The sequence below is a fragment of the Herbaspirillum sp. ST 5-3 genome (assembly GCF_004804275.1).
In the GTDB taxonomy this organism is placed as follows: domain Bacteria; phylum Pseudomonadota; class Gammaproteobacteria; order Burkholderiales; family Burkholderiaceae_D; genus Noviherbaspirillum.
The window spans coordinates 31110-51041 of sequence record NZ_STGI01000001.1; the positions used below are offsets into that span (position 1 = coordinate 31110).

The 19932-nt window shown below is 58.3% G+C and carries 22 protein-coding genes; 11 read left to right on the plus strand and 11 right to left on the minus strand.

The features are described 5' to 3' along the window. The first annotated feature begins 5 nt into the window (after positions 1-5). Together hemL and E6W33_RS00145 are read left to right on the plus strand one after the other, a co-directional pair. Positions 6-1289: a glutamate-1-semialdehyde 2,1-aminomutase gene (gene hemL / locus E6W33_RS00140; RefSeq protein ID WP_136413144.1), complete on the plus strand. Its 1284-nt coding sequence runs from the start codon at positions 6-8 to the stop codon at positions 1287-1289. A gap of 170 nt (positions 1290-1459) precedes the next feature. Further along, a complete protein-coding gene (locus tag E6W33_RS00145; RefSeq protein WP_136413145.1) occupies positions 1460-2737 on the plus strand; it encodes a divalent metal cation transporter in 1278 nt (425 codons plus the stop codon). Positions 2738-2776: 39 nt separating this feature from the next. Here the strand turns inward: E6W33_RS00145 and corA are convergent, their stop codons facing one another. The 9 genes from corA to mpl form a co-directional block, all read right to left on the minus strand. Continuing rightward, positions 2777-3742, minus strand: a complete 966-nt coding sequence (corA, locus tag E6W33_RS00150; RefSeq protein ID WP_136413146.1) for a magnesium/cobalt transporter CorA — start codon at positions 3740-3742, stop codon at positions 2777-2779. Between the two features lie 335 nt (positions 3743-4077). After that, a complete protein-coding gene (locus E6W33_RS00155; protein WP_136413147.1) occupies positions 4078-4491 on the minus strand; it encodes a hypothetical protein in 414 nt (137 codons plus the stop codon). 17 nt (positions 4492-4508) lie between these two features. Then, the gene (mtgA, locus tag E6W33_RS00160; RefSeq protein ID WP_136413148.1) at positions 4509-5204 is read right to left on the minus strand and encodes a monofunctional biosynthetic peptidoglycan transglycosylase; all 696 of its coding nucleotides are present in this window, start codon (positions 5202-5204) and stop codon (positions 4509-4511) included. A gap of 4 nt (positions 5205-5208) precedes the next feature. Further along, positions 5209-6030 (minus strand): shikimate dehydrogenase, encoded by an 822-nt coding sequence (gene aroE, locus E6W33_RS00165; RefSeq protein ID WP_136413149.1) that lies wholly within the window; start codon positions 6028-6030, stop codon positions 5209-5211. After that, positions 6027-6917, minus strand: coding sequence for a TonB C-terminal domain-containing protein (locus E6W33_RS00170; protein WP_136414309.1), 891 nt, complete (start codon positions 6915-6917; stop codon positions 6027-6029). Before E6W33_RS00170 ends, aroE begins: the two co-directional genes overlap by 4 nt. 73 nt (positions 6918-6990) lie before the next feature. Continuing rightward, on the minus strand, positions 6991-8979 hold the full coding sequence (locus tag E6W33_RS00175) for an RNB domain-containing ribonuclease (RefSeq protein WP_136413150.1): 1989 nt from the start codon (positions 8977-8979) through the stop codon (positions 6991-6993). A 55-nt stretch (positions 8980-9034) separates the two neighbouring features. After that, positions 9035-9604: a chorismate lyase gene (locus tag E6W33_RS00180; protein WP_247869471.1), complete on the minus strand. Its 570-nt coding sequence runs from the start codon at positions 9602-9604 to the stop codon at positions 9035-9037. Then, a complete protein-coding gene (locus tag E6W33_RS00185; RefSeq protein ID WP_136413151.1) occupies positions 9601-10185 on the minus strand; it encodes a YqiA/YcfP family alpha/beta fold hydrolase in 585 nt (194 codons plus the stop codon). The genes E6W33_RS00180 and E6W33_RS00185 overlap by 4 nt, the downstream gene beginning before the upstream one ends. Further along, positions 10182-11558 (minus strand): UDP-N-acetylmuramate:L-alanyl-gamma-D-glutamyl-meso-diaminopimelate ligase, encoded by a 1377-nt coding sequence (mpl, locus tag E6W33_RS00190; RefSeq protein ID WP_136413152.1) that lies wholly within the window; start codon positions 11556-11558, stop codon positions 10182-10184. The genes E6W33_RS00185 and mpl overlap by 4 nt, the downstream gene beginning before the upstream one ends. Positions 11559-11785: 227 nt before the next feature. Here mpl and E6W33_RS00195 point away from each other — a divergent pair, with 227 nt between their 5' ends. From E6W33_RS00195 to E6W33_RS00235, 9 genes are all read left to right on the plus strand, one after another. Further along, the gene (locus tag E6W33_RS00195; RefSeq protein WP_136413153.1) at positions 11786-12397 is read left to right on the plus strand and encodes a hypothetical protein; all 612 of its coding nucleotides are present in this window, start codon (positions 11786-11788) and stop codon (positions 12395-12397) included. Then, positions 12394-12915 carry a TlpA disulfide reductase family protein gene (locus tag E6W33_RS00200; protein WP_136413154.1) on the plus strand — a complete coding sequence of 174 codons (522 nt, stop codon included), beginning with the start codon at positions 12394-12396 and terminating at the stop codon, positions 12913-12915. Before E6W33_RS00195 ends, E6W33_RS00200 begins: the two co-directional genes overlap by 4 nt. 84 nt (positions 12916-12999) lie before the next feature. Next, positions 13000-13437, plus strand: a complete 438-nt coding sequence (gene aroQ / locus E6W33_RS00205; protein WP_136413155.1) for a type II 3-dehydroquinate dehydratase — start codon at positions 13000-13002, stop codon at positions 13435-13437. Between the two features lie 81 nt (positions 13438-13518). Further along, positions 13519-13986 carry an acetyl-CoA carboxylase biotin carboxyl carrier protein gene (accB, locus tag E6W33_RS00210; RefSeq protein WP_136413156.1) on the plus strand — a complete coding sequence of 156 codons (468 nt, stop codon included), beginning with the start codon at positions 13519-13521 and terminating at the stop codon, positions 13984-13986. A 78-nt stretch (positions 13987-14064) separates the two neighbouring features. Continuing rightward, positions 14065-15444, plus strand: a complete 1380-nt coding sequence (gene accC, locus E6W33_RS00215) for an acetyl-CoA carboxylase biotin carboxylase subunit (RefSeq protein WP_136413157.1) — start codon at positions 14065-14067, stop codon at positions 15442-15444. A gap of 13 nt (positions 15445-15457) precedes the next feature. After that, positions 15458-16369 (plus strand): 50S ribosomal protein L11 methyltransferase, encoded by a 912-nt coding sequence (prmA, locus tag E6W33_RS00220; RefSeq protein ID WP_136413158.1) that lies wholly within the window; start codon positions 15458-15460, stop codon positions 16367-16369. 6 nt (positions 16370-16375) lie between these two features. Further along, positions 16376-17494 carry a DUF3426 domain-containing protein gene (locus tag E6W33_RS00225; RefSeq protein ID WP_136413159.1) on the plus strand — a complete coding sequence of 373 codons (1119 nt, stop codon included), beginning with the start codon at positions 16376-16378 and terminating at the stop codon, positions 17492-17494. A 78-nt stretch (positions 17495-17572) separates the two neighbouring features. After that, on the plus strand, positions 17573-18505 hold the full coding sequence (locus E6W33_RS00230) for a carbohydrate kinase family protein (protein ID WP_136413160.1): 933 nt from the start codon (positions 17573-17575) through the stop codon (positions 18503-18505). 50 nt (positions 18506-18555) lie between these two features. Further along, a complete protein-coding gene (locus tag E6W33_RS00235) occupies positions 18556-19005 on the plus strand; it encodes a glycine zipper 2TM domain-containing protein (RefSeq protein ID WP_136413161.1) in 450 nt (149 codons plus the stop codon). 8 nt (positions 19006-19013) lie between these two features. Here E6W33_RS00235 and E6W33_RS00240 read toward each other — a convergent pair whose 3' ends face one another. After that, a complete protein-coding gene (locus E6W33_RS00240; protein ID WP_136413162.1) occupies positions 19014-19322 on the minus strand; it encodes a DUF167 domain-containing protein in 309 nt (102 codons plus the stop codon). Beyond that, positions 19319-19861 (minus strand): YggT family protein, encoded by a 543-nt coding sequence (locus tag E6W33_RS00245; RefSeq protein ID WP_136413163.1) that lies wholly within the window; start codon positions 19859-19861, stop codon positions 19319-19321. Before E6W33_RS00245 ends, E6W33_RS00240 begins: the two co-directional genes overlap by 4 nt. Between the last annotated feature and the right edge of the window lie 71 nt (positions 19862-19932).

Genomic DNA, 19932 nt, shown 5'->3' on the forward strand with positions numbered 1-19932 from the left:
TTGCCATGACTTCCAAAAACGACACCCTTTTTTCCCGGGCGCAAATCAGCACGCCGGGCGGCGTGAACTCGCCTGTTCGCGCATTTCGTTCCGTCGGCGGTACGCCGCGCTTCATCACGCGCGCGCAAGGCCCCTATTTCTGGGACGCCGACGATCGCCGCTATATCGACTATATCGGATCCTGGGGACCGGCCATCGTCGGCCATACACATCCTGCCGTGGTCAAGGCGGTGCAGGATGCAGCAGCGCGCGGTCTGAGTTTCGGCGCGCCGACCGAAGGCGAAATCGAGATGGCCGAGGAGATCTGCCGCATCCTCCCGTCCGTGGAACAGGTGCGACTGGTGTCCAGCGGCACTGAAGCAGGCATGAGCGCGCTACGGCTGGCGCGCGGTGCAACAGGCCGCGACACGATCATCAAGTTCGAAGGCTGCTATCACGGACATGCGGACTCCCTCCTGGTCAAGGCGGGAAGCGGCTTGCTCACCTTCGGCAATCCCACGTCGGCAGGCGTTCCGGAGGACTTCGCCAAGCATACGCTGGTGCTTGACTACAACAACCCGCAGCAACTGGAAGACATCTTCGCACGAATGGGCGACAAAATTGCGTGCGTGATCGTCGAACCGGTAGCCGGAAACATGAATCTGGTGCGCGCAACACCCGAGTTCCTGCAAACGATGCGTCGCCTGTGCTCGCAACATGGCACCGTGTTGATTTTCGACGAAGTGATGTGCGGCTTCCGCGTAGGACTTGGCGGCGCCCAGACGCTGTACGGCATCACGCCGGATCTGACGGTCATGGGCAAAGTGATCGGTGGCGGCATGCCTGTTGCTGCGTTCGGCGGACGCAAGGATCTCATGAAGCATCTGGCGCCGCTTGGTCCGGTTTATCAGGCCGGTACCTTGTCCGGCAACCCGGTCGCAGTCGCCGCCGGCATGACGACGCTCAAATTGATTCAGGCCCCCGGTTTCTACGAGTCCCTGTCAACCCAAACGGCCAAACTTGCGCAAGGCCTGTCCGCAGCCGCGAAGGATGCCGGCGTCGCGTTCTGCGCCGACTCTGTCGGTGGCATGTTCGGCCTTTATTTCAGCGAACGCGTACCGGCTAGCTACGCTGAGGTAATGGCCTGTGACAAGAACAAGTTCAACGTGTTCTTCCATGCGATGCTGGATCTCGGTGTCTACCTGGCACCATCCGCGTTCGAGGCCGGTTTCGTATCGGCGCAACACGATGACGCAGTAATCGATGAGACGCTCGCTGCCGCGCGCAAAGCGTTTGCCTCACTGCGGTGACGAGTGGAAGGGCCTGTCCACCAGGCCCTTCATTTTCTGAAACAATTTTTGCGACAACGCGCAAGCAATCACTGGTAAACTCCGCCGGCAATGGACATTTACCCCTTACCCGATCTGACATAATCGCGGCGCATCCACTGGCTGGCCGCTGATGTTTTGCGGAGGCCAGCATGGTCAGAAAACTCTATTTCCGTTTCAAGAAAAGCGGCACTTTCAAAGCCCTTGGTCCCGGTTTGATCACCGGTGCGGCGGACGACGATCCGTCCGGCATTGCCACCTATTCGCAGGCCGGCGCCCAATTCGGCTTCAACATGTTGTGGACGGTCGTGCTGACGTATCCGTTCATGGTTGGCATTCAGATGGTGTCGGCGAGGATCGGTTGCGTCACCGGCAAAGGGCTTGCGGCCAATATTCGGCGCGTCTACCCGTCCTGGCTGGTGTATGGCATCGTACTTTTGCTGCTGGTTGCAAACATCATCAATATTGCCGCCGACGTTGCCGCCATGGGTGAAGCCGCGCGGTTGATGGCCGGGACCGGTTCAGCGCACATCTATTCACTCGGATTCGGATTTCTGTGCCTGTCCCTGCAGATATTCCTGCCGTACCGCAAGTACGTAAAGTATCTGAAATGGCTGACCTTGGGCCTGCTGGCTTACGTGGCAACCATGTTCGCAATCCATGTGCATTGGAGTGACGTGGTGGTCCGCACCTTGCTGCCGCGTTTTGAATGGAATAACGACTCGATCACGCTGATTGTCGCCATATTCGGCACCACGATCAGCCCCTACCTGTTCTTCTGGCAGGCATCGCAGGAAGTGGAAGAATTGCGCTCTGGTTCCGCGAACAAGACCGCCTATACGGAAACCGAAGACTATTCCGCACACATGAAGCGGATCAAGATCGATACATTCATCGGAATGGGTTTCTCGAACCTGGTGGCGTTCTGCATCATCCTGACGACGGCCGCGACACTTGCGGCGCATGGTGTTACCAATATCCAGACTTCGGCAGAGGCGGCCGAGGCATTGCGGCCTGTGGCAGGCGAATTTGCGTTCGCACTGTTTGCGCTCGGCATTATCGGAACGGGCATGCTGGCAGTTCCGGTGCTCGCCGGGTCGGCGGCCTATGCGGTGACGGAGAGCTTTCGCTGGCCGAATGGACTGGACCTGAAAATTCTGGAGGCGCGCGAGTTTTACGCAATCATTTCGCTTGCGACGGTGGGAGGCATGCTGCTCAATTTCACGCCCGCCGATCCGATCAAGGAACTGTTCTGGGCAGCGCTGATCAATGGCGTGATCGCGGTACCGATCATGATCGTCATGATGCTGCTGGCGCACGAGTCACGTGTAATGGGAAGATTCACGCTGTCACGCCGGCATACCCTGATCGGGTGGATCGGCGTCGCAATCATGCTGGTCGCAGTGGTCGCCATGTTTGTGACGATGTAGCAAGGCTTCCGGGCGCGCTTTGCGCCCGGAAGAGCAGGATCACTTGAGCCAGCCGCGACGGCGGAAATACCAGAATGGCGCCACGGCGCTAATCACCATCAATCCGATCGAAAATGGATACCCCAAGGTCCACTTCAGTTCCGGCAGGATCTCGAAGTTCATCCCGTAAATGCTGGCGATCAGTGTCGGCGGCAGGAACGCAACGGAGGCCACCGAGAAGATCTTGATGATCTTGTTCTGGTTGATGTTGATGAAACCGACGGTCGCATCCATCAGGAAGTTGATCTTGTCGAACAGGAAGGCGGTGTGTCCGTCCAGCGATTCGATATCGCGCAGAATCTGGCGGGCTTCTTCGAATTGTTCACCATTCAGCAGACGGCCTCGCATCAGGAAACTCACCGCGCGCCGCGTATCCATCATGTTGCGACGGATGCGGCCGTTCAAGTCTTCTTCCTGCGCAATCGCATTCAGCGCCGCAGCAGCGTCCTGGTCGGTGAGCTCTTTTTGCAGCACACTGCGACTGACGTCTTCCAGGTTCTGGTAAATGCCTTCGAGGGCATCCGCCGAATACTCGGCGTCGGTTGCATACAAATCGAGCAACACATCCTTGTAGTCGACGATCGAACCGGGGCGCGAACGCGCCCGCATGCGTACCAGCCTGAACACCGGCAAATCGTCGGTATGCACCGAGAACAGCATATTCCTGGCAAGGATGAATGCCACCGTGACCACGCGCGAAGGACCGGCATCTTCCTCGAGCAGGAAGTCGGTGCGCAGATGCAAGTCACCGTTTTCCGCTTCGTAGTAACGGGCGGATGCTTCGATGTCCTTGACTTCGTCTTCGCCCGGCAGAGTGACGCCGTAAATGCTTTTCACCCACGCGCGCTCATCGTCGTTCGGATCGGTGAGGTCGACCCAGACCGGCGCGACATTCTCCAGGTCGTTCCTGGTCTCAATATTGACCTGGTTCAGTCGTCCATTCTGCAAGACGAATACATTAATCATGTGTTCTCCCGGCCGCGCCTGTCTTGTAACGGCGCAGCCAACCTGCGGCGGGTACCCGCAGGTAGATTGAATTACAGGGAACGCGGCCGCGAAGTTGGCCAGGACGCGCCCACCCACCAGTTATTGGCGAGAGGCGCTTTGGGAAGCGTGCGAAGAAAGCGCTATCTCGCCGTTTGGCCGTCGGCTGACGGCAGACAATGTGTACTAGGACTACCCAAGACGGGTCTCCAGAAACGAAAACAGCGCAAGTGTACTGATATCGATGGCAGCAGGCAAGGGTCACGCTTGGCACCGGCGAGAAATTCCTGCACATAAACGAGGCGTCAGAATCAGGTCTAGCGGGTCGCCTTTTCAATCATCTTTTCTTGCATGTTCTGCGGGGAGTCCGTTTGCGAAGCGGCCGGTGCTGGAAGCTTCGGCGCGTCGATGCCGCTCGTATCGTGCAGTTCGACCTTGCGGCTGGACGGGTTCTTGGTATCGCACTCCACGTTGGAATAGACAGGCTTGCCGTCCACCATGCACTTGCGGATCGCCGCCGCCTCTGGCTTGGCTGCCTTTTCGACCACCTTCTGGGTTTGCTGCAGGGCCTGACCGGCTTCGGTTTTCGTAGCGCGCTTCCACGCGTCCGCGAAATAATTGCGCTCATGACGCGCCGACATCAGGGCTACCATCGCGGCAAGTGCAACGACTCCGACGAATACTGCTGCCCAAAACAAGCTCAACTCACCCCGCTGATACTTCATCTGCATGTGCGCTCCCTTTCTTTTCAAGGCAGTTCGGCCGCTCCCATGCGCCGCAGGATCAAATCGGTGCGGCGCGCCAGATAGGATGATCCACGATTCTTGTCGTAAAAGCGAGGTTTTGGCAACATCACGGCCAGCCGTGCTGCCTGTGCGGCGGTCAGGTTTGCCGCCGATACGCCGTAATAATGCTGCGCCGCCGCTTCCGCTCCGAATACGCCCACGCCCCACTCGACCACATTGAGATAGATTTCGAAGATCCGCTCCTTGTCCATCATGTATTCGAGCATGTAGGTAATCACGACTTCCTGCCCCTTGCGCAAATAGCTGCGCTCGCCCGACAGAAACAGGTTCTTGGCAAGCTGCTGGGTGATGGTGGATCCGCCGGCGACTACTTTGCCTTTCTTCGTATTCTTCTCGTACGCCTTTTGCATGGCCTCCCAGTCAACACCTTCGTGTTCCGAGAAATGCGAATCTTCGGAGGCGATGATGGCGCGCTTGAGATTATTCGAAATGCGGTCGTAGGGAACCCACTTGTGCTTCAAGCGGGCGTTCGGATCTCTCTCGCGCAGCAGTGAAAGCTGCCGGTCCATGAAGCTGGTCGAGGTCGGATTGTGGTCGACCCACCACCAGATCTGTAGGGCGAAATAGAGCTGCATCGCGAGCACGATGGCGATCGGGGCAAACACAAGCCATAGAAGCAACTTGCGCAGGGTCTTCATGCGCTTACAGCTTGGCGCGCAGGTCCGCGTATACAGGCGCGGTATCCGGGCGCACGCCGCGCCAGACGAAGAAGGACTCCGCTGCCTGCTCGACCAGCATGCCCAGACCATCGCGCACGCGTGCACCGTGCTGCTCCGCGAAGCGCATGAAAACAGTCGGTGCCTTCCCGTACATCATGTCGTAGGCAAATGCATTGCCGCCGAAGACCACCGGCGCAATCGGCGGCACATCGTCCGCAAGGCTCGCGGACGTGGCGTTGATGACTATATCGAATCGCCGCTGCAGCGCTTCGAAACTGCTGGAAGTCACCGGTCCGCGGTTCGCAAACTGCGCGGCGAGCTCGGCGGCCTTCTCCACGGTGCGGTTGGCGATCACGATCTCGACTGGATGCTCGTTCAAAATCGGCAACAACACACCGCGTGCAGCGCCGCCGGCGCCAAGCAGAAGAACGCTCTTGCCCTTGATGCTCACGCCAGCATTGACGACGATATCCCGAACCAGTCCTGCGCCGTCCGTGTTATCGCCGCCGATCATTCCGCCCTCGAAGGACAAGGTGTTGACAGCACCTGCCGCCTTCGCTCGTTCGGTGAGCGAATCGGCCAGCGCATACGCCTCCAGCTTGAACGGCAGGGTAACATTCGTCCCCTTCACGCCTTGCCGAATCAATTCCCGGACCGTCCGCGCGAAGCCATCGAGCGGTGCGAGTACGCGCTCATAGGTCAATTGCTGTCCGGTCTGCACTGCGAAACGCGCGTGGATCTCCGGCGATTTGCTGTGCGCAATCGGGTTGCCGATTACGGTGTAGCGATCCGGTACGCCAATCAATTGATTCCCCCTTGCAGTTGTGCCTCGAGCGCATCGTCGCGTGTGAATTTGAAACGTGTCGTCATCACCCAGACGTCATCCTTGTCGGCAGACCGCATGTTCTTTGCGAAGGCGCCGAACGGCGCTGCGCGGCGTACGATGCGTCGCGCCGCTTCATCGAGCGCGGGATTGCCGGAGGAGCGCTCCACGGTAATGCCTTCGTCCCGGTCTTTGGTATAGATCTTCCCGTCCTGGAAAATTGAGATCGACATCGTCAGTTCGCCGTAGAGCTTCTTGCCGTCTTTTTGCGGGAAATTCAAGGTGCCGAACTTTTCGATACGCTGGCGCACGCTATCGAAATACATGGCGTAGCCGACTTCCCGCGTGCTGGGCGAAATGAAGGTTTTTTTCGGTCGCTTGTTTTCATCCTCGATGCGCCTGGAAATTTCCGCCTCGCGCCGCGCGATCGCGCTGTCGCTGTCAGTTGCATCGACGGCGTCCTGTTTCGACCGCGATTCCCTTGGCTTGACGGGATCCTTCGTCGTTGCGAATGGCGATTTCCTGTTCAGATGCGCCAGCATGCGCTGCTGCTTTTCCAGCTCTTCGATGCGACGTTGAATGGCTTGCAAGCCCTCGCCGTTCTCGGTCTTGCGCATGTCCGGCAAGGGCGACTTCGAACGGCCTGCGTCGGCATTCCCGCCGCCATCGAGATTGGCTTGCGCCAGCGCCTCGGCCTTGATCGGTTTCTTGTCATGCTTGGCATTGACAAGAATGACTTCCAGACCAGGATCCATCGGCTTGAATTGAAAGGCGTCAGGTGCCGCGAATCGCACCGCCAGCAGCGCACCATGCACTAATACCGACGCTGCGACAGCGATGGACAACGTGCGGTTTTCAGAAAGTAGCATCACGCCCAAACAATCCAGCAATTGCAGAAGCTTTGAATTTTACGATAAAGCCCGACGCCATTAAGCGAACTTTTCACTCCTGCACGGATTCCGCATCTGCCTCTGTCTCACTAATGGCGATTTCTTCATCTTCCACCACTGCGGCATCGATTTCCGCCGTGCGTTCGGTTGTCATTTCGATCAGCCTTGCTTCCACGGTCAGGTCAATTTCATCCCAGCGGATCATGTCCAGCCTGACTTGCGTGCCGCGCGGCGCTTGCGGCATGCCGGGCAATCGAATGATTAGCGGGATATCAACCAGGCGCAGGACCTCGTCCTTCAACACGACCGCATCGACATGCTTCGCATTCTCCTGCGCCAGCCAGCGCAGGCACCAGTAGCGTTCCATGTTGTTCTGAAAATCGGCATATGCCGAGTAGGCTGCATCAAATGCAGACACAATGGCAAACAGATCGGCGTCCCTCGGCTTGAATGGCGCCACCAGCGGCGCGGTGACACCATGCTCGGCGCATGCCAGGATCTGCCATTGATTGACCAGGTCGGTATAGCGTCGCAATGGCGAAGTACTCCACGCATACTGGTCCACGCCCAAGCCCTGGTGCGGCGCGGCGTGCGTGACCATGCGCACCTGCATCTTGGCCGCCCAGCCACCTCCGCCACCGCCCTGGCTGCGATAAATGCCGGGCACGCCATGGTCATGCATCAGCTTGCCCCAGGTGCTGTTGGCAAAGATCATCAATTCGGCCACGATCTTGTCGAGCGGTGCGCCGCGCTTGCGACGCACGATGGTCACGACGTCATCCTCGACATAGAAATTGAAATCGACGCGGTTGGTCTGCTCCGGTTTCAGGCCGAAACTTTCGCGCTTGGCCATGCGAGCTTTTTCGAGTACTTGCGCCCACTGCCACAGCAGCGCGATGTCCGCCTTGTGCGGATATTCACCCGCATCGGCGGCCAGGTTTTCTTCAGTGACGATTTCATCCAGATCGTTGTGACGCAAGTTGGCCGCGATCGGCACCGCTTCCGCCCGGGTTTCCGTCGACAGCACTGTCCAGTCTGCCGGATCCAGTGTCGCGTAGAGCGACAATGCCGGGCAGGTCTTGCCCTCGGCGAGGGTAAACGATTCAACCAGTTCGTCCGGCAGCATGGTGATCTTGTCGCCCGGCATATAGACCGTGGAGAGGCGCTGGCGCGCAATTGCGTCAATCACATCGTCGCGTTTGATGCCGAGCGCCGGTGCCGCAATATGAATACCGACCCGTACCTTGCCGTCGATCGTACGTACAACCGAGAACGCGTCGTCGATTTCAGTCGTGGTCACATCATCGATGGAGAATGCCTGCACATCAGCAAGCGGCAAGGAGGAAACACTCGGAATGGCGATCGTCGGAAAGCCGGTCCCCTTCGGAAAATATTCGTAAAGAAATTTTGCCAGGTGCAATTGCTTCGGCGTTCCGATCCCGCCCACCTCCAGCATCAGCCGTTGCGGTGTGGTCTGCAATTCGGAGCATGCCGCATCCAGCGCCTTGTATTCGATGCTGTTCTTGTCGGGCTTGAACAGGAGCTGCAGTGCGATCGGTTTGAACGCCTCCGGCAGATGACGCGATTTCAATTCCTCGACGTACTGCGCCTGCACCGCGGCCTGCTGCTTCTTCTTTTCGATGCCTGCCAGTGCGGCTTTCAGCGAAGCCTCGGGCGCGGCCTTGTAGCGGCCTTTCCCCTTTTTGTAGAAATAGATCGGCGCGTTATGCAATCGCAGAAGCAGCCCGGCAGCTTCCTGCGGCTTGGGTGCATGGCCGAAATACTCCGTGCCCAAGTCGGCGAAACAGAATTCTTCCTCGCCCGCCACTTCCCACAGGAAGTCCAGATCGATGTCATCGGCGATCGCTTGCGCTTCGTTCAGTAATTGCGCGGGCTCGGGAGAAGCAAACTGCAGAAGCACATCGCGCGCCTTGACCTTGGTGCGCTTGCCGGTTTGCATCTCGACCTGATACGCCTCGCCTTGCTGTTGCAAGACACTACCGGCTTTGAAGTCGCCTGATTCCTCGAAAAATAAATTCATTGCTTGCTTTTGCTTTTCAGCGAGTTAAGTCGTTAAGGGCGCGGTGTTATCGCGTTTATGTGCGTTGCGATGCGAGTTCGGCGATCGCAGGCAAGAATAGCTCCGTCACGAGCAGCACGCCGTTCTTGCGGCGGTAGAGGCAGCGACGCGCAAACAAGAGCGAAGCGCATTCCTCGCGGCCAATCGCCGCATGTGCGCGCCGTGCCAGAGGATGGCGGGCACCCAAGCGGGCGTACTGCAGCTTGCCCCGCTGCACGCGTGGATCGCTGAACAACGTCGTACCGAGCGAACGCTCGCCAAGCGTACCGAAAAACGGCCAGTCCGACGCCGTCGCGCTCAAAGGCACGACAGTATGCGCATACACCATGGAGCGGCCATCGCACTGGAGCAATACTTCCCGTTCCTGCACGCAGGCACGCCGCGGCAATTCGAGCTGCGCGAATTCATCGGCCAGACACAAGCCGCGCTCCTGTCGCAAACGACGCACGCGAAAATGGCTGCTGTGCGCCACCAATTTCTTTGTCAGCGAAACAGTATCCGTAAGCCAGCTTCGCATCTCGGGCGTCGGATTGACACCGTTGACGTGGTTGCACCAGCGCGCATACCCAATCGAATCAAGCCTCACTCGCCCGCTCCCGGCCCGATTCCGCAGAATGCCAGCACCTGGTCGACGTATTCGCCGAATTCCGAAATGCCGTGGTCGCTGCCCTGGATAATGCACTGCCTCGCTCCGGGATAATGCGCGACCATCTCGCGCCAATCCAGCAGTTCGTCTCCGGTTGCCGCCACCAGGAAATATCGTTCCGGACGCGTGATCCTTTCCACCGCGAGCGCTTTCAGTTCGTCGACATATTCATGCTTGAACTCGAACGGTTCATCCGTATGGTAAGCGGTCGTCACGCCGACATATTTTTCCAGCTCTCTTGGCGGCTTGACTGCGGGATTCAGCAATACCGCGCGGCAGCCGATGCGTTCTGCGAGCCAGGTTGCGTAATAACCGCCGAGCGACGATCCGATCAAGCTCAGTTGTTCGGGCGCGACCTTGTCCGCAAGTTCCGTGGCCAGCGCAATGGCGCCGCGCGGCGATGCCGGCAGCTGCGGGCATTGGAATTCATCGGCGCGCCCCAGCTCCTGCATCCGCTGTGCCAGCAGACGCGCCTTGAACGACAGCGGCGACGAGCGAAAGCCGTGTAAATACAGAATCATTGCGCCAGCGCGTCCAGAATCTTCTGATGCACGCCGCCGAAGCCGCCGTTGCTCATCACCAGAATATGATCACCTGGCTGCGCCGCATTGACGATCGCCTGCACCAGCGTATTCAACTCATCATAAGCACTTGCCTTCGCGCCCAGGGGCGACAGCGCTTCCCCCAAATTCCATCCAAGCGCGTCCTTGCCCGATTTGGCGCCATATCCGAACACCAGGTCGGCGTCGACCAGGCTACCGGGCAAGGCATCCTTCATCGTCCCGAGTTTCATCGTGTTCGACCGCGGCTCCAGCACCGCCAGAATGCGGGCGCTGCCCACTTTCCTGCGCAAGCCGCCCACCGTCGTTGCAATCGCGGTCGGATGATGCGCGAAGTCGTCATACACGGTAATGTCATTCACCACGCCGCGCACTTCCATGCGGCGCTTCACGTTTTCGAACTTCGACAAGGCCTCAATCGCCAGTGCCGGCGGCACGCCGACATGGCGGGCGGCGGCAATTGACGCGAGTGCGTTCAGACGATTGTGCTCTCCCGTCAGGGACCAGTCCACTGTTCCTTGAATTTCACCGTTGAAGCGTACGTCGAAGCTGCCGTCTTCATGCTCCTTGAGCGTCCAGCCCGCAGCACCGCTAACGCCAAACCATTCGTTTTCACCCCAGCAACCGCGTGCAATCACGCGCTGCAGGGACTCTTCCCGTCCATTGACAATCAATCGCCCCACGCGCGGCACCGTGCGGACCAGGTGGTGGAACTGGGTTTCAATCGCTGCGAGATCGGGAAAGATGTCCGCATGGTCGTATTCCAGGTTGTTCAGGATCGCGGTTTTCGGACGGTAATGAACAAACTTGCTGCGCTTGTCGAAGAACGCGGTGTCGTACTCGTCGGCTTCGATCACGAAGAAATTCGACTCCGTCGCCTTGCCCGACAGGCGCGCGGAAATACCAAAGTTCATCGGCACGCCGCCAATAAGAAAGCCGGGATGGTAGCCCGCCTCCTCCAGAATCCAGGCCAGCATGGACGAGGTGGTGGTCTTGCCGTGCGTACCGGCAACGGCAAGCACCCACTTGTTGCGCAGGATATACTCGCCGATCCATTGGGGACCGGAGGTATAAGGCAAGCCGCGGTTCAGGATCTCTTCCATAAGCGGATTGCCGCGCGAGACAACGTTGCCTATGACGTACAGGTCCGGCTGCAAACTGAGTTGGTCGGTGCCGAAACCCTCGATCAGTTCGATGCCTTGCGCCTGGAGCTGGGTACTCATCGGAGGATAGACGTTGGCGTCGCATCCGGTGACTTTATGCCCGGCCTCCTTGGCCAGCACTGCGAGTCCACCCATGAAGGTGCCGCAGATGCCGAGAATATGGATATGCATGTGCTGTTTCAAATGGAATAAAAAACTGACTGAAATGCCGAACAGGGAGTCCAACAACGAAGCGCTGGGGCATTTTTCAGCCGATCCGAGATTTTACCTGACCCGCGGTCTGTGAACCCGCACAATATCGGCGACCGGCAACAAGCATCGGCTTTGCGAAACACCGCGACCACCGCGACCTTCCATATCGGTCTGGTCCGTCAGTCTTACGGAGTATCATCGATACCATGAGTAATTACACAAGCAATACAGACATGCTGCGCGCGGAAATTGCAGCAGCGGCGGCTCGCCTGATCGCCGAAGACGGAGCTGATTATGCGACCGCAAAGCGCAAGGCGGCCAGGCAGGTCCTCGGAAACGCGAAAATTCGCGGCGAAATCATGCCGGACAACGCCCAGATCGAGGAAGAAGTCCGCGCGTACAATGAGCTCTTTTTTTCCGATACGCAGCCGGCCCGGCTCTTGCATCTTCGCAAACTGGCCTTGCGCCTCATGGAAGAACTGGCCCGTTTTTCACCCTATCTGACTGGCGCCGTGCTTAACGGGACGGCCGGGGAGCATTCTGATATCCATTTGCAGCTCTTTGCCGAAAGCCCCAAGGATGTCGAAATATATCTGATTAACAAGAATGTGGATTTTGAGGTGTCCGAGACCGCCCACTTCAAACACGGCGAACCCGTCGAAACCGTCAGCTTCATGTGGCAAAAGGAAGGCGTACATCTTGCCTTGTATGAAATGGATGACTTGCGCGGTGCCGTCAAGGGTTCGACCGAAGGCAAGATCGCGCGTGCCGGCGTGGACCTGGTTCGAACGCTTATTGCGGAAACAGAAGGAACATGAAAAAGAATATTGTAATATTCGGCATTGCAGCAGTGCTGTTTGCATTGCTCGGCGTATTTTTCGGATACCGCCAAACCGAATCGAACAAGGTCGACGCGTCTGCAGTTGACTATTTGCTGTCCCAATCCATGCCCGACATCAGCGGGAAACCGCAGCCGCTGGATCAATGGAAGGGCCGGGCGCTGGTCGTTAACTTTTGGGCAACATGGTGTACACCTTGTGTCGACGAAATGCCGGAGTTATCCGCCCTGCAGTCGGAAATTGAGCCCCAAAAAATCCAGATTCTCGGGATCGGCATTGATTCCGCTACGAATATCACGGAATTTGCATCTAAATATCATATCCGCTACCCTCTTTTTGTAGCAGGGGTTAGTGGTACCGAGCTGTCTCGCCAATTCGGCAACCAGGCAGGCGGCTTGCCCTATACGGTGTTGATTGGCCGCGATGGGCAAGTAAAAAAGACTTACCTCGGTCGTCTGAAGATGAATGAACTCAAAAAGGATCTCGCATCACTCTAGTTGTTTCGAAAAATCTTTCCCCTTGCCAATCAGCATCATTTGGCGGCAAAATGCGGCATCCTCGTCAAACGGAGTTGTATCTCCATGGCAAAAAAACTTCTTCTGGTCAATGGCCCGAACCTGAATCTGCTGGGCACACGTGAACCGGAGGTGTATGGATCAACGACGCTCACCGATGTCGAGCGCGCGGCGACTGCGCAGGCAGGCGCTGCTGGTGCGACGCTGAGCTGCTTTCAGAGCAACCATGAAGGTGCTCTGATCGACCGCATTCAAGCCGCCAAAACCGAGGGCGTGGATGCGATCATCATCAATCCGGGTGGATTCACACATACCAGTGTCGCCTTGCGCGATGCATTGGCAGGCGTGGCCATTCCGTTTATCGAAGTACATATCTCCAATATCCACAAGCGCGAAGCGTTTCGCCATCATTCCTACCTGTCCGGAATCGCCATCGGCGTGATCTGCGGACTGGGAGTCGAAGGATATGGCGCAGCGATCGATTACGCGCTCAAAAAGTTGTAATTTTTATCGTTCTGCCGCGAACCCACTTATAATTGCGGCGAATTCCGATTGCAATAAATACATAAATCTGAGGGATTTCATATGGATCTACGAAAACTCAAAACGCTGATCGACCTAGTTGCCGAATCAGATATCGCCGAACTTGAAGTCACTGAAGGCGAAAGCAAAGTCCGTATCGTCAAATCCTCCGGAGCGCCGCAAAGCCAGGTCGTGATGATGCAGCCGCATTCGATGCCGCAAACCGTTTCGGCACCGTCCGCCTCCGTGCCGCAAGCGGCCAGTGCACCGGTTGCAGCAGCACCGGCCGTGCCGGAAGGCCATATCGTCAAGTCCCCGATGGTCGGCACCTTCTATCGCGCTTCGGCCCCCGGCAACCCTCCCTTCGTCGAGATCGGATCGACCGTCAAGGAAGGTGATACGCTGTGCATCATCGAAGCAATGAAACTGCTCAATGAGATCGACGCCGACGCATCCGGCGTGATCAAGCAAATCCTGGTGGAAAACGGCCAGCCGGTGGAATTCGGCCAACCGTTGTTCGTGATCGGTTAAGCGCTGCGCGTTCGGCCGCTATCCAGTGTGCCGCGCACTTCCGGTAACGCTGCCCCTTAACGAATCACTCCTTCCACTATGTTCGAAAAAATTCTCATTGCCAATCGTGGTGAAATCGCGCTGCGTGTCCAGCGCGCCTGCCGCGAAATGGGCATCAAAACCGTGGTCGTGCACTCGGAAGCCGACCGCGAAGCAAAGTACGTCAAGCTGGCTGACGAGTCGGTCTGCATCGGCCCAGCCCCATCGTCACAAAGCTACCTCAACATGCCCGCCATTATCAGCGCGGCGGAAGTGACCGACGCGGAGGCGATTCATCCTGGCTATGGCTTCCTCTCCGAGAACGCTGACTTCGCCGAGCGCGTCGAGAAATCCGGCTTCGTGTTCATCGGACCGCGTCCGGAATCGATTCGCCTGATGGGCGACAAGGTTTCCGCCAAGCAGGCAATGATCAAGGCCGGCGTGCCCTGCGTGCCCGGTTCCGAAGGCGCGTTGCCGGAAGACCCAAAGGAAGTCATTCGCATCGCACGCAAGATCGGCTACCCGGTCATTATCAAGGCAGCCGGCGGCGGTGGCGGGCGCGGCATGCGCGTCGTGCACACCGAGGCGGCTCTGCTGAACGCGGTCACCATGACCAAAACGGAAGCCGGCTCGGCATTCGGCAATCCGGAAGTCTATATGGAGAAGTACCTGGAAAATCCGCGCCACGTGGAAATCCAGGTGCTCGCCGACGAGTTCAAGAACGCGGTCTGGCTGGGCGAGCGCGACTGCTCCATGCAGCGCCGCCACCAGAAAGTGATCGAAGAAGCACCGGCGCCGGGCATTCCACGCAAGTTGATCGAGCGCATTGGCGACCGCTGCGCGGAAGCTTGCCGCAAGATCGGTTACCGCGGCGCCGGCACGTTTGAATTCCTGTACGAAAACGGCGAATTCTATTTCATCGAAATGAATACGCGTATCCAGGTGGAGCATCCGGTGACCGAAATGATCACCGGCGTCGACTTGGTGCAGGAACAGATCCGTGTCGCGGCCGGCGAAAAGCTGCGCTTCCGCCAGCGAGACATCGAACTTTCCGGACACGCGATCGAATGCCGCATCAATGCGGAAGATCCGTTCAAGTTCACTCCGTCCCCGGGAAGGATCATCGCGTGGCATGCGCCGGGCGGCCCCGGCATTCGTGTCGATTCCCACGCCTATGCAGGATATTTCGTGCCGCCGACCTATGATTCGATGGTGGGCAAGGTGATCTCCTATGGTGCCACGCGCGACCAGGCCATCCGCCGGATGCAGATTGCGCTGTCGGAAATGGTGGTCGAAGGCATTCAGACCAACATCGCCTTGCATCGCGAGTTGATGGTCGACGCGCGTTTCATCGAAGGCGGCACGAATATCCATTATCTGGAACAAAAGCTGGCAGACAAGCCGGACTTGCAAAAGGCAACCGGCAAGACAGCCAAGTAAACAAGGTATTCCCATGAGCTGGACCGAAATCGTCATCGAAGTCGCGCGCGACCAGGCCGAAGCCCTGTCCGATGCATTAATGGATGCGGGCGCACTATCGGTGTCGGTAGAAGACGCGGACGAAGGCACCGAAGCCGAACGCCCGCTGTTCGGCGAGCCCGGGATGGAACCCGCGGAGGCCGCCTGGGAGCGCAGTCGCGTCGTGGCGCTTGCGGACGAAGATGCGGATCACGCGTCCATCGTCTCCCAAGCTGCTGCCGCGTGCGGCATTGCAACGCCAAACTATTCATTGCGGCCGGTCGCAGAGCAGGACTGGGTGCGCCTGACGCAATCGCAGTTCGAGCCGATCCATATCGGCAAGAACATCTGGGTCGTGCCGAGCTGGCATGACGCGCCGGACCCGAACGGCCTGGTTCTTGAACTGGACCCGGGTCTCGCCTTCGGCACCGGCAGCCATCCGACGACCCGGCTGTGCATGGAATGGCTGGAGGCGCATGCGCCACAGGGACTGACGGTGCTCGACTATGGTTGTGGTTCGGGCATCCTCGCGATGGTCGCGAAAAAACTCGGTGCAGCGCAGGTCATCGGTGTCGATATCGATCCTCAGGCGATCGAGTCCGCCCGCTACAACAGCGAACGCAATCACTGCGAAATCGACTATTATCTGCCCGAAGAATTTGCCACCTCTTCCCATCCGCAACGCTTTGATATCGTGGTCGCCAATATCCTTTCGAGCCCGCTGAAGCTGATGGCACCGATGCTTACCTCGCGCGTCGCCGCCGGAGGCAAACTGGTGCTGTCCGGAATTCTGGCCCGCCAGGCCGACGAGGTGGCAGCCGCGTACGCGCCATTCATGAAGATGTCGGTGTGGGCGGAACATGAAGGCTGGGTAGCCTTGTCCGGCCAATCCGACGGCACCGCGTAAACCACAATGGCACTCGCAACCCAATGTCCGCATTGCCATACGACATTTCGGGTCGCGCATGATCAACTGAAGCTGCGCGCCGGACTGGTGCGCTGCGGTGCCTGCAAACAGATCTTCAACGGTATCGAGAACCTGCTGCGGCCCGATGATCTTGAGCCGCCGAGCGCGCAGATACCCACGCCGGCACTCCAAGGGTCACAATCCGAGCCCGCACCGCAGGCGCTACCGCCGAGCGAGGCTTCCACTGCAAACCTGCCGGCGCCGGAGGCGGAAAAGGAAGCACCTTCGCCCGAAGAATCAGCCCAAGCACCGGACGAGATGCCGGCAGAGCCCGCCGTATCGGAGGAACAGGGCACGCAAGCGGCCGAGGGCGGTAATACGACGCCACAGGATCCCTTGCTGCGCATGACGCTGATGGATTTCACCCACGAGCAGGTGCGTCCGATCAGGGATGAAAGCAGCAAGCCGGCTGCCCGGGACGAACCGGACGCGGTGGAGCGCGCAATCGACGACCTCCAGAGCAAACCTTGGCGCAACAAAGCGGAATCCGAATCAGTCGAAACCGACGAACTGGACGCCGCTGATACCGCCGAATACGAAGAGCCAAGCTTCGTCAAACAGGGTCGACGCAAGCAGCGCATCGGCCGCCTGCTGCGGGTGGTCATGTCGGGCGGTTCGGTGCTATTGCTGATCGGATTGCTCGCCCAAAGCGCTTATGTATTCCGCGACCGGATCGCAGCCTGGTTTCCGCAGACAAAACCGGTTCTGGCGGAAGCATGCGCTTACATCGGTTGCCGGGTCGGCTTACCGGCGCAAATCGAATATGTCTCGATTGAATCCAGCGAATTGCAGACCATCAGCACCGATAGCAATATCTTTACCCTGACTGCTCTGCTCCGAAATCATGGAGCGACCGCGCAAGCCTGGCCGAATATCGAGCTGACGCTCAACGACAGCAACGACAAACCCATTGCGCGCCGCATATTTGTGCCGCGCGACTACCTGTCGGCTATTCAGGATGGGCAAAAGGGCTTCGCTCCCAAATCGGAACAGCCGATCAAACTGTTTTTTGAAGTATCGCAACTGAAACCGTCAGGCTACCGCTTGTATCTGTTTTATCCTTGACGCGCTGGAAGGCAGCGTTCTGCTTCGTTCACCCAGACTCCCCTTACAATTCCTTCTTTATCTATCTGGCAGCCATCCATGACATCCCTCATCTGCGGTTCGCTCGCTTTCGACACCATCATGCTGTTCGGCGGTCGCTTTTCCGAAGCACTTCTCGCCGACCAGCTGCACAAGATCAACGTCGCCTTCCTGGTGCCTGAAATCCGGCGCGAGTTTGGCGGCTGCGCGGGAAACATCGCGTACAACCTGAAATTGCTGGAGGGCGATCCACTCATCATGGCGACGATTGGCATGGACGGCGGTCCTTACCTGGATCGCCTCGATCGCCTGCAGATCTCGCGACGCTGCGTGCGCACCATTGAAAGTTCGTACACCGCGCAAGCCTTCATCACCACCGACGCCAACAGCAACCAGATCACGGCATTCCACCCCGGGGCAATGGCGCTCTCGCATCACAACAAGGTTACCGATGCAGGCCCCGTAAAACTGGCAATTGTCGCTCCGGACGGCCGGGACGGGATGCTGCAGCATGCGATCGACTGCGTCGACCTGAATATTCCCTTCATATTCGACCCAGGCCAGGGACTGCCGATGTTCAGTGGCCCGGAGCTGGAGCACTTTATTGAACTGGCAACCTATGTAGCTGTCAATGATTATGAAGCCGAATTGCTGACCGAGCGAACCAAGCTGCCGCTGGAGCAAATCGGCAAGCGCGTATCGGCATTGATCGTGACGCGCGGCGAGCAAGGCGCGGAGATCTATACCGACGGAAAGCAAATCGACATTCCCTGCGTGACGGCCGACAAAGTGGTTGATCCCACCGGATGCGGTGATGCGTTCCGCGCTGGCTTGCTTTATGGTTTGACGCATGGCATGGACTGGACCACGACCGGCCGGCTCGCAAGTTTGATGGGCGCAATCAAGATCGCGCATGAGGGTGGGCAAAACCATCACCCTTCCCGCGAAGAAATCGAAGAGCGCTTCCATAAGGCATTCGGCTATCGTTTTTGAGAATACCCGACGCCGTGTTGCGGCAACGATCCTTTTCCGTGGAGGATGTTATGCGCGCTGGCGCTCCGATTTCTGCATTGATGGCGGCAACGCTACTGGTCGGCTGCGCATCTGAGCGGCCGCAATCAGACAAGCTGTCGACCGAAGGAACGACCGTGGTGCAAACAGCAGAGGTCATGAACGTACGCGATATTACGGTTCACGACGGGCACAGCACGGGTCTGGGATCGTTCGTCGGCGCCATACTCGGAGGCGTGACCGGCAACGCCATTGGCGGCGGCAACGGAAATGCGGTGGCGACCGTTGCCGGGGCGGTCGGCGGAAGTCTGGCCGGTCAACATATGGAACAAAGCAATGCCAGCCGTTCCAGCATTGAATTGACGCTGCGCTTCGCAGACGGAGCGATCCGCACCTATCAAGTCGCCCCGGATGAAAGCTTCCGGGTTGGCGATACCGTGAAGGTCACGACCAACCGTGGCATCACCCGCATTACGCACTAGCGGCGGGCTTATCCGTCGACCGGCGAGAGAGTGCGCCGCACATCATCCACCGCCACTTTCGGATTCGAAATCTCGATGATCTTGCGCTTGCTTGTCTGACCGTGCGTGATGGAGATCGCACTCTTCGGCACATCCAGGGTATCGGCGAGGTAACGGATCAGTGCTTCATTAGCCTTGCCTTCGATCGGCTGCGCTTGCAGGCGAATCTTCAAGGCATCGTCAAGCACACCAATCACTTCGCTTTTCTTCGCATTCGGGGTGATTTGCACCGTAATCCGCACGCCCTTCGCGACAGCGCAACACCAGTCCTTGCTCATGCGAGAGAACCCAGCATGGTGGTTACCAGCATCAAGCCGATGCGCAACAGCACCAGCGCCACCAGCGGCGACAAATCGATACTGCCGGCCAGCGGGATTACTCTGCGCAGCGGCCGCAACAAGGGTTCGTTGAGCGCGCCGATGAATGGCGCCAACGGCGCATGCGGATTCACCCAGCTAAAAATCGCTTCAACGATGATGAGGCCCATGAAGCCGTAAAACACCCATTCGACAAAGCGCAGAAGCGACAGCAGGACAAGAAACTGCGGAGAAAAGCGCGAGAACAACACCAGGTCGATTGCTACCGCGAGAATAATGACCAGGCATGCCCCAATCAGGCTGGCCCAATCATATCCACCAACGCCCGGCAACACGCGACGCAATGGGCGCACCAGCCAGTCCGTCAACTGAAAGATGAACTGGCCGAGTGCCAACGGAGGTCGCACCCGCACCACCTGCATCCAGAATCGCAACAACAGCACACCGCCCAGCACGCCGGCAATACTATCGACAATCAAAGTAAGAATGCTATTCAGCACTATGTGATCTCCAAAGAAAAAGCCCGTCGCGCGACCAAGGCCACACAACGGGCATTTTGCCTGAACTTAAT